11 protein-coding genes are annotated in these 13,049 nt (G+C 60.7%); 2 read left to right on the forward strand and 9 right to left on the reverse strand.

What is annotated here, in order from left to right; all coding sequences use genetic code 11:
• Window positions 1–8: 8 nt before the first annotated feature.
• From BBI10_RS24460 to glpK, 9 genes are all read right to left on the reverse strand, one after another.
• A complete protein-coding gene (locus tag BBI10_RS24460) occupies window positions 9–1,334 on the reverse strand; it encodes a sigma-54-dependent transcriptional regulator (protein WP_065992527.1) in 1,326 nt (441 codons plus the stop codon).
• A gap of 197 nt (window positions 1,335–1,531) precedes the next feature.
• A complete protein-coding gene (locus BBI10_RS24465; RefSeq protein WP_065992529.1) occupies window positions 1,532–3,430 on the reverse strand; it encodes a sensor histidine kinase in 1,899 nt (632 codons plus the stop codon).
• Between the two features lie 89 nt (window positions 3,431–3,519).
• Complete coding sequence (locus BBI10_RS24470) at window positions 3,520–4,254, reverse strand: amino acid ABC transporter ATP-binding protein (RefSeq protein ID WP_065992531.1); 735 nt, start codon at window positions 4,252–4,254, stop codon at window positions 3,520–3,522.
• Window positions 4,251–4,919: an amino acid ABC transporter permease gene (locus BBI10_RS24475; protein WP_192135289.1), complete on the reverse strand. Its 669-nt coding sequence runs from the start codon at window positions 4,917–4,919 to the stop codon at window positions 4,251–4,253. Before BBI10_RS24475 ends, BBI10_RS24470 begins: the two co-directional genes overlap by 4 nt.
• Window positions 4,916–5,662 carry an amino acid ABC transporter permease gene (locus BBI10_RS24480; protein WP_065992535.1) on the reverse strand — a complete coding sequence of 249 codons (747 nt, stop codon included), beginning with the start codon at window positions 5,660–5,662 and terminating at the stop codon, window positions 4,916–4,918. Before BBI10_RS24480 ends, BBI10_RS24475 begins: the two co-directional genes overlap by 4 nt.
• A gap of 118 nt (window positions 5,663–5,780) precedes the next feature.
• The gene (locus tag BBI10_RS24485; protein ID WP_065992537.1) at window positions 5,781–6,695 is read right to left on the reverse strand and encodes a glutamate/aspartate ABC transporter substrate-binding protein; all 915 of its coding nucleotides are present in this window, start codon (window positions 6,693–6,695) and stop codon (window positions 5,781–5,783) included.
• Between the two features lie 524 nt (window positions 6,696–7,219).
• Complete coding sequence (gene glpD, locus BBI10_RS24490) at window positions 7,220–8,791, reverse strand: glycerol-3-phosphate dehydrogenase (RefSeq protein WP_065992539.1); 1,572 nt, start codon at window positions 8,789–8,791, stop codon at window positions 7,220–7,222.
• A 214-nt stretch (window positions 8,792–9,005) separates the two neighbouring features.
• Complete coding sequence (locus BBI10_RS24495) at window positions 9,006–9,761, reverse strand: DeoR/GlpR family transcriptional regulator (protein ID WP_065992540.1); 756 nt, start codon at window positions 9,759–9,761, stop codon at window positions 9,006–9,008.
• 95 nt (window positions 9,762–9,856) lie between these two features.
• A complete protein-coding gene (gene glpK / locus BBI10_RS24500) occupies window positions 9,857–11,362 on the reverse strand; it encodes a glycerol kinase GlpK (RefSeq protein ID WP_065992541.1) in 1,506 nt (501 codons plus the stop codon).
• Between the two features lie 298 nt (window positions 11,363–11,660).
• Between glpK and ybaK the strand changes: the two genes are divergently transcribed.
• Window positions 11,661–12,131 (forward strand): Cys-tRNA(Pro) deacylase, encoded by a 471-nt coding sequence (ybaK, locus tag BBI10_RS24505; protein WP_065992542.1) that lies wholly within the window; start codon window positions 11,661–11,663, stop codon window positions 12,129–12,131.
• Window positions 12,132–12,239: 108 nt separating this feature from the next.
• Complete coding sequence (locus BBI10_RS24510; protein ID WP_065992544.1) at window positions 12,240–13,028, forward strand: PhzF family phenazine biosynthesis protein; 789 nt, start codon at window positions 12,240–12,242, stop codon at window positions 13,026–13,028.
• Window positions 13,029–13,049 lie beyond the last annotated feature (21 nt).

Genomic DNA, 13,049 nt, shown 5'->3' on the forward strand with positions numbered 1-13,049 from the left:
GAACTTGCTCACCCCAACCCGTATTTCTTCACTTTGTCGAACAGCGTGGTCTTGGCCATGCCCAGTTCCTGGCTGGCCTGGCTGAGGTTCCCGCCGCTGCGCTGCAACGCCTCACCCAACAGGTTCTTCTCGAATGCTTCCACGGCCTCGGCGAAATCCAGGCTTTGGGTGGCGACTTCCGCACCGGCGGTCTTGAATGCTGGCAGGCCCAATGCGTACCGCTCGGCGACGTTGCGCAGCTCGCGCACATTGCCCGGCCAGTCGTGGGCCAGCAGCGCCGAGCGGGTCTTTGCGTCCAACTGCGGCGCCTCGCGGTCGAAGCGCAGTGACGACTGCTGCAGAAAATGTTCGAACAACTGCAGGATGTCTTCACGGCGCTCGCGCAGGGGCGGGAGGTCGAGGGTCACCACGTTGAGCCGGTAATACAGGTCGCTGCGAAACTGGCCCGCTTTGCTCAGCGCGTTGAGCTCCGACTTGGTCGCTGCGATCACCCGGCAATCCACCGCCACGCTCTGGTTTGAACCCAGTCGCTCCAGCGTGCGCTCCTGCAATACCCGCAGCAGTTTGATCTGCAGGTTGATCGGCATGCTTTCCACTTCATCGAGAAACAGCGTACCGTCGTGGGCGTGTTCGATCTTGCCGATGCGGCGTTTGCCGGCGCCGGTGAACGCGTTGGCCTCATGACCGAAGATTTCGCTCTCGAACAGGCTTTCCGGCAGGCCGCCGCAGTTCAGTGCAACGAACTGATGGTCGTGGCGGCGGCTGAAGTCATGGAGGCAACGGGCAACCAGTTCCTTCCCGGTGCCGGTCTCGCCTTCGATCAGCACGTTGGCCGAGGTGTCCGCGACGTTGGCGATCAGTGCGCGCAGGGTTTGCATCGCCTGGGAGCGGCCAATGATCTTGCCTTCCAGAGAATCGCGCTCGGCCAGTTGCCGACGCAATGACCAGACTTCCCGGGCCAGCCCGCGTTGCTCCAGCGCGCGGCGGGCGACCTCGACCAGCCGCTCGGGGGAGAAGGGCTTTTCCATGAAGTCGTAGGCGCCATCGCGCATCGCACCGACGGCCATCGACACGTCGCCGTGACCGGTGATCAGCACCACGGGCAGGGTTCGATCGCGCTCTTTCAGGCGCTTGAGCAGCTCAAGCCCGTCGATGCCCGGCAGTCGAATGTCACTGATGACGATGCCGGCGAAATTCTCACTGATCAACGCCAGCGCTTCTTCGGCGCTGCCCACGCCCTGGCTGTGAATGTCTTCCAGCGCCAGCGCCTGTTGGCAGCCGAGCAGGACATGCGGGTCGTCTTCGACAATGAGGACCGTCAGATCAGTGTTCATGGTGTATTCCAGTGCTGGCCCGCGAAGCGGTGTGTCAGGTTTTCGAACAGGGTCACTGCCCCGGTGCTTTCGCGAGCCGACTCGCTTTCATCAAACATCACCACACCGCTGAATCTTCAGCGGCTGGGATGCCGTCTTCGTGAGCAAGCTCACTCCCACATGAACTGTCACACCGAGACTGGGGATGCACTGATCTCTCATACACCCGCCGCCCCGGGGTCAACCAGCGGCAACACCAGCACAAACATCGTGCCGCCCTCGGCCGGGTGCTCAGCGTTAAGCGTGCCGCCTGCCGCCGTGGCAAGGCTGGCGGACAGCGTCAAACCCAACCCGAGGCCCTGCTCACCAGGCTTGGTGGTAAAGAAGGGTTCGAACAAATGCTTGCGCGCTTCGGCGTCGATGCCGTGGCCGTTGTCCCGCACACGCAACCGATAGCGGCCCTCGAACACGTCACCGTCCAGCCATAGAGCCGGCAGCGGCTGCGCTTGCATGGCGTCCAGCGCGTTGCCGATCAGGTTGACCAGAATCTGCTCAAGCCGGGTCTGATCAATCGCCAGTTCGACATCGTCGATCTGCTGATGCAGCGCCAGTGACGCATTGTCCAGACGCGCCGCGAGCAATTGCAATGCAGCCTCGACTGCCTTGCCCAGGGACGCCTGACCTTTATCTTCCCCGCGCCGGGCGAAGGCGCGCAGGCTGGCGGTGATACGGCCCATGCGGTCCACCAGATCGTTGATGGTGCGCAGGTTCGCACTCGCCGTGTCCAGCGCGCCCCGTTCGAGGAACCGAACGGTGTTGCCCGACAACGTGCGCAGCGCCGCCAGTGGCTGATTCAGTTCATGGGCGATGCTGGTGGACATCTGGCCGATGGCCGCGAGTTTGCCGGCCTGGATCAATTCATCCTGGGCCTGGCGCAGGGTCTCTTCGGCCTGGCGACGTTCACGGATCTGGCCCTTGAGGCGTTCGTTGCTGGCGCGCAGGTCAGCGGTGCGGTCGGTAATGCGCCGTTCCAGCTCGTTGTTCGCCTGCTCCAGCGCTTCTCGGGCGGCGAGGCGGGTGGAAATCACCTTGCGCCGCTCGTTCCAGGCAATCAGCAGAAACGCCACCAGCGCGCAGGCGACGGCGACCAGCATTCCCTGATTGGCGGCTTCCCGGCGCAAGTCTTCCAGTGGTGTCAGCAGGGTCAGGTGCCAAGGCGTGTCAGCCAGTTCGCGGGTCTGCGCCAGATAACTCACCACCGTGTGCTCATGATCGACGCTGGTGTTGGCGGGAAAGGTCAGCTTCTCGACGCCGTCGGCAATCGATTCACGTTCCAGCGGCACCAGCTCGTTGAGCGGCCACCAGTAATATTGCAGGCTGCGCGCCAGCCGCTCCTTGATCTCGGCGGTCAGCGGGCGGACTGATTTCAGCCGTCGCGCCGGATCGCTGGAGAGGATGATGATGCCGTTCTCGTCGCTGACAAACGCTTCCAGGCGCGCGCGCTGCCAGCGCTCTTCCAGCGCTTCAAGCCGGACCTTGATCACCGCGACGCCGATGATTTTGCCTTTCTCTTCCAGCCCGTGGGCCAGGTAATAACCGGGCTCGCCGGTGGTGCTGCCGATGCCGTAGAAGCGCCCCGGCAAACCGCGAATCGCGTCCTGATAATAGGCGCGGAAAGACAAGTCCTCGCCGAGGTAACTGTCGGCGTCGCGCCAGTTGCTGGTCGCCAGCACCCGGCCGGTGGTGTCCAGCACATAGATGGCCCGACTGCGGCTGCGCCGGTTCAGGCCTTCGAGGTAATCGTTGACCTTGGAACGCAACTCCGCAGACGGATGGTTGAGCAGGTCGGAAACATTGGATTCCAGCTCCAGCACGCTGGGCAGGTAATTGTACTTGTTGATCTCGCTCTCGACGGTGCGCGCGTGCAGCTCCAGCTGACGCTGACCGTTTTCACCCAGCGCCTTGATGGCGTTCTTCTCGCTGTACAAATACGTGACGTAACCCAGCGCAATCATCAGCAGGATGATCAGCGGTGGCACGAACAGATGGCGAATCAGTCGGGGTTTCACGGCGAGTGATGGCGGCGCGGCGCGGTAGAGAGGGGGGTCGCATTTCATCACAGTCGTCCTGGACCGGCCAGCCGCCCGTTTCATCAGGGATGAACGGGCGGCCGGCGGTTTTTACGCCCTCGAAGGGCTAATGCTTTTTAGTGCTGCAGGATTTTGTTGAGGAATTGCTGAGCCCGCTCGGAGCGCGCGTTGACGTCGCCGAAGAACTCTTCCTTCTCGCAGTCTTCGACGATCTGGCCCTTGTCCATGAAGATCACCCGATCCGCCACTTTGCGGGCGAAGCCCATTTCGTGGGTCACGCACATCATGGTCATGCCTTCATGGGCCAGTTGCACCATCACGTCGAGCACTTCGTTGACCATCTCCGGGTCGAGCGCGGAGGTCGGTTCGTCGAACAGCATCACCACCGGGTCCATGGCCAGCGCGCGGGCAATTGCCACACGTTGTTGCTGGCCGCCCGACAGTTGCCCCGGATGTTTGTGGGCATGGTCCGACAGGCCGACACGTTCGAGCAGTTGCAGGCCTTTTTTGGTGGCCTCTTCCTTGCTGCGACCCAGCACCTTGATCTGCGCGATGGTCAGGTTTTCGGTGATGGTCAGGTGCGGAAACAGCTCGAAATGCTGGAACACCATGCCGACGCGCGAACGCAGTTTCGGCAGATTGGTTTTCGGGTCGGCGATCGAGGTGCCATCGACCACGATGTCGCCTTTCTGAAACGGCTCCAGCGCATTGACGCATTTGATCAGCGTGGACTTGCCCGAGCCCGACGGGCCGCAGACCACAATCACTTCACCTTTTTTGACCTCCGTGCTGCAATCGGTCAGCACCTGGAAGTCCCCATACCACTTGTTGATATTTTTGATGGAAATCATACGGCTAACCTTTTTTGCATGAACTTGACCAGGCGCGACGCGGCGAAGCTGATCGTGAAGTACACCAGACCGGCGACAATCAGGAACTCGTTGGAGCGCCCGATGATGTCGCCGCTGGAGCGTGCCGAGTTGAGGAAGTCGACCAGGCCGACCGTGTAGACCAGCGAGGTGTCCTGAAACAGGATGATGCTCTGCTGCAACAGCAGCGGGGTCATCTTGCGGAACGCCTGGGGCAGGATGATCAGGCGCATCATCTGGCCGTAGGTCATGCCCAGCGCCTGAGCGGCGCCCATCTGGCCGCGGGAAATCGACTGCACGCCGGCCCGCACGATTTCACAGAAGTAGGCCGCCTCGAACATCATGAATGCCACGACGCAGGAGGTGAACGCGCCGATCGGCGTGTCTTCGCCGGTGATCCAGCGCAGCACGAACGGCACCGCCAGGTAGAACCAGGTGATGACCAGCAGCAGTGGGATCGAGCGGAAGTAGTTGACGTAGGCGCCGGCAAGACGTGACGCCAGCTTGTTCGACGACAACCGCATCAGCGCCAGAATCGTGCCGATGATGATGCCGCCCACGATGCCCATGACCATCAACTGCAAGGTCATGAGCATGCCGTTCCACATGCCCGGAATCGCAGGAATCACTCCAGAGAAGTCCATTATTTACCTCCCACGGAGATCAGGCCTGGCACCGCCACTTTCTTCTCGACCAGGCGCATGAGCAGCATCAGGCTCATGTTCAGGGTGAAGTAGATCAGCGTCGCCAGGGTGAAGGCTTCGAACAGGTTCGCGGAAAACTCGGCGGTCTGTTTGGTCTGCGCGAGCAACTCCATCAGGCCGATCAGCGACGCCACGGACGAGTTCTTGAACACGTTGAGGAATTCGGAGGTGAGCGGCGGAATGATGATCCGGTACGCCTGAGGCAGCAGCACGTTCCAGTAGATCTGCGGCAGCTTGAAACCCATAGCGCGCGCAGCGGATTCCTGCCCCACCGGCAGCGCCTGAATACCGGTGCGCACTTGCTCGCACACACGTGCAGCGGTGAACAGGCCCAGGCACACGACAACACTCAGGAACGCTGAAGTCGTCGGGTTAAGGTCTTGCTTGTACCACTCCTGCAGGTTCTCAGGCAGCAGATCCGGCACCAGGAAGTACCAGATGAACAGCTGCACCAGCAGTGGCACGTTACGGAAGATTTCCACGTAAATCGCGGCAATTGAAGAAACGATGCGGTTGGGCACCGTGCGCATCACCCCGAGCACCGAGCCCAGCAGCAACGCAATGATCCAGGCAGCAACGGCAATGGCGATGGTCCAGCCCAGCCCGGTGATGTACCAGTCCAGATAGGTCTCGCTGCCGACGCCCGTGGACTTGAAGAACACGCCCCAGTCCCAGTTGTAGTTCATCAGGGTCTCCCCTCTTATCGATCGTTATGCACGCACGCGCCAGGTAGCGGCTTCCGGAAACGCAGGGCGTCTCCGGAAGTCAGGCTTTTCACGTTGTCAGAATGGCGGAGCGAAGGACTCAGGCCTTCTTGTCCGGCGCCGGCTTGTCGTTCGGGTTGGCGATCAGCGCTTTGAGCTGTTCGCTCATCGGGAACATCAGGTTCAGGTCTTTTGGCGGAATCGGCTGGGTGAACCACTTGTCGTAGATCTTGTTGATCTCGCCCGATTTGTAGGTCGCAACGATGGCGTCGTCGACGGCTTTCTTGAACGCAGGGTCTTCCTTGCGAACCATGCAACCGTAGATTTCGTAGGACTGAGGGGTGCCGGTAACGGCCCAGTCGGTCGGCTTCTTGGCCTTGGCCATTTCGCCTGCGAGCAGGGCGTCGTCCATCATGAAGGCAACGGCGCGGCCCGATTCCAGCATCTGGAACGACTCGCCGTGGTCCTTGGCCGAAATCACGTTCATGCCCATCTGTTTGTCGGCGTTCATCGCCTTGAGGAGGCGCTCGGACGTGGTGCCCGCCGTGGTCACGACGTTCTTGCCCTTGAGGTCATCGAAGTCTTTGTAGGACGAGTCAGCTTTGCTCAGCAGACGCGTGCCGATTTCGAAAATGCCGACGGAGAAGTCGACTTGCTGGGCGCGCTCGGCGTTGTTGGTGGTGGAACCACATTCGACGTCGACGGTGCCGTTCTGGACCAGCGGGATGCGGGTCTGGGAAGTGACCAGGTTGTACTTGACCTTCAGATCAGGCATGTCCAGGTCTTTCTTGATCGCTTCGACGATCTTCAGCTGGATGTCAGCGGAGTAACCCACTGGCACGCCGGAAGCATCAGCGATATAGGAAAAAGGAATGGAGGAGTCGCGGTGACCGAGGGTGATGGTGCCGGACTCTTTGATTTTTTTAAGCGTGCCGGTGAGTTCGGCGGCGAAAACGGGGGTGGTGATCAGAGCGGCAGCAATGGCTGCGCCCAGGAGTTGGGGAACGATGCGCATCTGTTTTTCCTCGACATTGTTTTTTTTATTGGGCCGGTGTTGGACGGCCCTATCGTTTCAGAGCGCTTCAACGGCGGCCCAGTCAGGCGACACGCTACATCGAAGCAATCGTGCAAGAGTGTAGAGCATGAGTCATGCCAGAGAGGTGACCGAAGCTAAGGGTATGAAAGTGTTGGCTATTTATGGAGGAGGGAAGTGGGCGAGGCGGATCGGCCGTCCGGGAATCCGAATCGGGTGGGGCGAGATGTTCGGGAATCCGAATGATAGCGGCGGGGTGGGGCGTGTTGAGGCAGATGGTTTTGCGGTGTGCTGTCTGACGCTTTCCCGGCTAAAGCCGGTCCTACAGGATTGCGGTGATTCCGCTGTACCGGTTCAAGCCGGCCCGCAGGATCGCGGTGCTTCCGCTGGACCGGCTCTAGCCGATCCCCGGGGTCGCGGTGCTTCCGCTGGACCGGCTCTAGCCGATCCCCGGGATCGCGGTGCTTCCGTGGGACCGGCTTCAGCCGGGAATTGGATCTGGCAGATTATGCGTGAATCTTTGGCGCCGACACGGGCCATTCAATACGCTCAACGGCCCCGTTGCTGCGTGCCGCGCTGTCCAGGTACGCCTGAACCTTCTGATGCTCTTCGTCGGTGGTGAACAGACCCAGCTTGGTCCGGCGCCACAGAATGTCCTGGGCCTTGGTCGCCCATTCCTCACTGCACAGGTAGTCCACTTCGCGGCTGTACAGACCGCCGCCCAAGTGTTCGCCCATTTCGCCCAGCGTCTGAACGCCCTCCACGATGCGCCAGCTGCGTGAGCCATAGGTAATGGCCCAGCGCTTGGCGATTTCGGCCGGCAGCCATGCACAACGCTGCTGCAGCTCGGCGGCCAGTGCCTGAGGCGTGGTCATGCTCTCACCGCCCGGGAGGCTGGCTTTCGCGGTCCAGCTTGGCTTCATCTGCGGGAAGAACGGCGCCAGTTGCTGCATCGCCGACTCCGCCAGTTTGCGGTAGGTCGTCAGCTTGCCGCCGAACACGGACAGGATCGGCGCCTCTTGGGCGCTGCCCGACAGCGACAACGTGTAGTCACGGGTGATCGCCGACGGGTTGTCCGACTCGTCATTGCACAGCGGCCGCACGCCTGACCACGTGCTCAGAATGTCGGCGCGGCTGAGTTGCTTCTTGAAGTGATCATTCACGATCTTCAGCAGGTAATCGGTCTCGCCTTCGGTGATCGCTACTTTGCCCGGGTCGTCAGAATATTCGCGGTCGGTCGTACCGATGATGGTGAAGCGTTCCAGGTAAGGAATGGCGAACACGATGCGCTGATCTTCGTTCTGCAGAATGAAGGCGTTTTCACCTTCGTACAGTTTCGGCACGATCAAGTGGCTGCCCTGAATCAGGCGAATGCCGTACTGCGATTCGAGCTTGAGATCTTCACGAATGAACTTGGCAACCCATGGACCCGCCGCATTCACCAAGGCTTTGGCGCGAATGGAAAACTGACTGCCATCCGCACGCTCCATGTTCATGTGCCACACGCCGCCGCTGCGATGGGCGCCCAGGCAGCAGGTCTGGGTATGGATGTGCGCGCCTTTTTCACGGGCGGCCATGGCGTTGAGGACGACCAGACGTGCATCGTCAACCCAGCAATCTGAGTATTCGAAGCCTTTGGTAATCGAGCTGTTCAACGGGCTGTTGGCGCCAAAGCGAATGCTTTTCGAGCCTGCCAGCTTCTCGCGTTTGCCAAGGTGGTCATACAGGAACAGCCCGGCGCGGATCATCCACGCGGGGCGCAGGTGCGGACGGTGGGGCAATACGAAGCGCATCGGCTTGACGATGTGCGGTGCTTTTTCCAGGAGCACTTCACGTTCGGCCAGCGCTTCGCGAACCAGACGGAATTCGTAATGCTCAAGGTAACGTAGGCCACCGTGGATCAGCTTGCTGCTGGCCGAAGAGGTGTGGCTGGCGAGGTCGTCCTTCTCGCAGAGAAAGACTGAAAGGCCCCGGCCCGATGCGTCTGCCGCGATGCCGACACCATTGATGCCACCACCGATCACGGCAACGTCGTAGACCTCGGAAAGGGGTGGGGTCGGCAAGCTGGACTGGGCCATCGGGGCCTCCTGAGTGTTCAATCGCGTTCGAATGTTGCGCTACTGGGAAGGCGAATTCGAACATTTATGTTCATTTCCGAAAATAGTAGCGCAATAAGGTGAACACAGCCACTCAGTATTCATTGAAAATACTGATCAGAGAAAAGGGAAAGGAACAAAAGCGAACATCGGAGGTGGGGCGAGCGCCGGAATCGCGCTCGCTCATGGATCGGGGTTAAACCACTTCCAGCCGAATCTTGTTCTGGGTCAGCAGTTGCGACAGCGCTGGCACGGGCGTCTGGTCCGTCACCAGGCAGTCGATCAACGTGATCGGTCCCAGTCGAACCATCGCGTTGCGGCCGAACTTGCTGGAGTCCGCAGCCAGAATCACCTGACGCGCGTTGGCGATGATCGCCTGGGAAACGCGCACTTCCTGATAATCGAAATCCAGCAGGCTGCCGTCCTCGTCGATTCCGCTGATGCCCACCAGGGCGAAATCGACCTTGAACTGGGTGATGAAGTCCACGCTCGCTTGACCGACCACGCCGCCATCGCGGCGCACATTGCCGCCGGCCAGCAGCACTTCGAAGTCGTCCTTGCCGCTGAGAATCGACGCCACGTGCAGGTTGTTGGTGATGATCTTCAGGTGGTTATGGTTGAGCAGCGCGCGGGCAATGGATTCGGTGGTGGTGCCGATGTTGATGAACAGCGACGCGTGATCCGGGATCTGTGCGGCGATGGCCTCGGCGATGCGCTGCTTCTCATCGCGCATCTGATCGGCACGCATGGCGTAAGCAGTGTTTTCGATGCTGGAATCGTAGGCCGCGCCGCCGTGGTAGCGACGCAGGAGATTCATTTCCGCGAGCTGATTGATGTCGCGGCGGATGGTTTGCGGGGTCACGACGAACAGCTGCGCCATTTCCTCAATGCTGACGTAGCCGCGCTCACGGACCAGCTCGAGGATCTGCTGTTGACGGGGTGGCAGATTCATTTTTTATCCTTCGGGCACGGGCGCCCATGATGCCGCAGGCAGCCATTACCTGTCAGCCGGAAAAAATGCCCCTGACGCCCCGTCCGGGATCGCGCTTATTCGACCTCTTCGTGGGGTTCCCAGTCGCGCGTGCGGTCCACCGCCTTGCGCCAGCCGGCGTAGAGTTTTTCCTTCTCGGCGTCATCGCATTGCGGCTCGAACTTGCGCTCGATGACCGCTTTGCCCCTCAGCTCGTCGAGCCCGCTCCAGAACCCGATCGCGAGACCTGCCAGATAGGCCGCGCCCAACGCGGTGGTTTCGCGCATTTTCGGGCGCTCTACCGGCGTGCCGAGAATGTCGGCCTGGAACTGCATGAGGAAGTTGTTCGCCACTGCGCCGCCGTCAACGCGAAGGGCCTTGAGCGGCTCGCCGGCATCCTGTTGCATGGCGTCGAGCACATCGCGGGTCTGGTAGGCGATGGACTCCAGCGCGGCCCGAATGATGTGATCGACCTTCACGCCACGGGTCAGGCCGAACAAGGCGCCCCGTGCATACGGGTCCCAGTAGGGCGCGCCCAGACCGGTGAACGCAGGCACCAGATAGACGCCATTGCTGTTCTTCACTTTGGTGGCGAAGTATTCGGTGTCCATGGAGTCGTTGACGATTTTCAGCTCGTCGCGCAGCCACTGCACGGTGGAGCCGCCGTTGAACACCGCGCCCTCCAGTGCGTACGCCACTTCACCGCGCGGACCGCAGCCGATGGTGGTCAACAGACCGTGATTGGATTTGACGGCTTTCTTGCCCGTGTTCATCAGCAGGAAGCAGCCGGTGCCGTAGGTGTTCTTCGCCTGACCCGGCTCGACGCACATCTGGCCGAACAACGCCGATTGCTGATCCCCGGCGATCCCGGCGATGGGGATGCCGCTTTTGCTGTGGCCATAGACTTCGGATGACGACTTGACCTCCGGCAACATTTCCCGGGGCACGTCGAGCACGTCGAGCATGCGCTGATCCCATTCCAGCGTATGGATGTTGAACATCATCGTGCGCGAGGCGTTGGTGTAGTCAGTGACGTGCACCTTGCCGCCGGTAAATTTCCAGATCAGCCAGCTGTCGACGGTGCCGAACAGCAACTCGCCACGGCGGGCGCGCTCACGGCTGCCCTCAACGTGATCGAGAATCCACTTCAGTTTGCTGCCGGAAAAGTAGGGATCGATGACCAGACCGGTGGTGTCGCGGATGTAGTCTTCCAGACCGTCACGCTTGAGTTGCTGGCAGATCTCGGTGCTGCGGCGGCATTGCCAGACCACGGCGTTGTAGATCGGCCGGCCGGTGTCCTTTTCCCAGACCACCGTGGTTTCGCGCTGGTTGGTGATACCGATCGCGGCGATCTGGTTGTGATGCAGATTCGCCTGGGCCAGGACCTTGGTCATGCACGCGGTCTGGGTCGCGAAGATCTCCATCGGATCGTGCTCGACCCAGCCAGGCTGGGGGTAATGCTGAACGAACTCACTCTGGGCGCTGCTGACCACATTGGCGTCGCGGTCAAAAATGATGGCGCGGGAGCTGGTGGTGCCTTGATCCAGAGCGATGATGTAATTCTTATTTTCGGTGTCGGTCATGGTGAATGCCTGGTGATGTAGCGAGTTTCCGGAAACGGCCGTCCGTTGTGTTGCCAGTGCTCAGTGCCTTTGCGCACTGAATACCGGGATGGCGTCAAGGAAGCAAGCGAGATATTCGTATTCGAAAAAATATAGACGTAAACGAACCTTGTCAAAGGTCGAAAGCGAACCTTATCGATGAATGTTCCAAGACGCCGATATTAGTGGATAAGTCCTTCTCGAATGCAGGCATTTCGATAACCAATGGCCTAAAGTATCGGCAGCAAACAACAAAGTGTCTGGTTGTCTGGAGCACTGCATGACCCCTGCATTGGATTTACTGAAAAAGGTTCGCGCCGAACATCGCGTCCACAGTTACGAGCATGATCCCAAGGCCGCATCGTATGGCCTGGAAGCGGCAGAAAAGCTCGATCTGGCCCCCGTTCAGGTGTTCAAGACGCTGCTGGCCAGCACCGAAAAAGGAGAGCTGCTGGTGGCGGTCGTTCCGGTGGTGGGCTCGCTGGACCTGAAGGCCCTGGCCCATGCCGCCGGCGCCAAGAAGGCCGAAATGGCTGACCCGGCCGCCGCCCAGCGTGCCACCGGCTATCTACTGGGTGGGATCAGCCCGCTGGGGCAGAAGAAAAGGCTGCGCACCTTCATTGATGAGTCCGCTCAACCGTTCGCGACGATTTTTGTCAGCGCCGGTCGACGAGGGCTCGAAGTCGAACTGCCCGCCGCCGTACTTGCACAACACACCGGTGCGACCTTTGCCCGTATTGGCCGGGAATGACTCTTCGGGTTTGTCAGAAATGCCAGACTCTTTCATGCGGTGACACTGACCGCAGACCCGCAGCGCCCGGAACGGGTTGCCGCGTTTCTTTACTCGGGGATGCCTTCCATGAAGCTTGAATTCCATCAGGTCGACGCCTTCACCGACCGCCCGTTCTCAGGCAACCCGGCAATGGTCTACCGCCTGGACGCCTGGCTTTCCGATCAATTGATGCAGCAGATTGCCTCAGAGCACAATCTGTCGGAGACCGCGTTTTTGGTCCGTGAAGCACCGGGCTGGCACATACGCTGGTTCACCCCGACCCATGAAGTGCCGTTGTGCGGACATGCGACCCTGGCCAGCGCCTTCGTGCTGTTCGAGAAATACGGCGAGAAGGCCGAGGTGATCCACTTCACTGGCAAATCCGGCGAGTTGAGCGTGAGCCGCGAGGGCAATCGGCTGGTCCTGGACTTTCCGTCCATGCCGCCCGCCGAGCAGGGTGTGACGGTGGAAATCGAACGCGCCCTTGGGGTTGCCGTCGTCGACGTGCTGAGCGCTGCGGAATTGCTGGTGGTGCTGGAGTCCGAGCAGGCCGTTCGCGATTGCAAGCCTGACTTCGCCGCCCTCGCGCGTTTGCCGTGGCCCGGGGTGATCGTGACCGCAAAAGGTGACGGCGAGCGCTACGATTTTGTGTCGCGCTACTTTGCGCCGGGCATCGGCATCAATGAAGACCCGGTCACGGGCTCGACGCACTGCAGCCTGATTCCCTACTGGTCGGCCCGGCTGAACAAGTTCAGCCTGACGGGCTATCAGGCGTCGACGCGGGGAGGGGAGCTGTTCTGCCGGCTTGAGGGGGAGCGCGTGAAAATCGGCGGGCACGCGACGCTGGTCGCCAGCGGCGCGTTGATACTGAGTTAGTCGATATCGGGCTGAAAGTGC

The organism is Pseudomonas graminis, from assembly GCF_001705435.1.
Taxonomy (GTDB): Bacteria; Pseudomonadota; Gammaproteobacteria; order Pseudomonadales; family Pseudomonadaceae; genus Aquipseudomonas; species Aquipseudomonas graminis_B.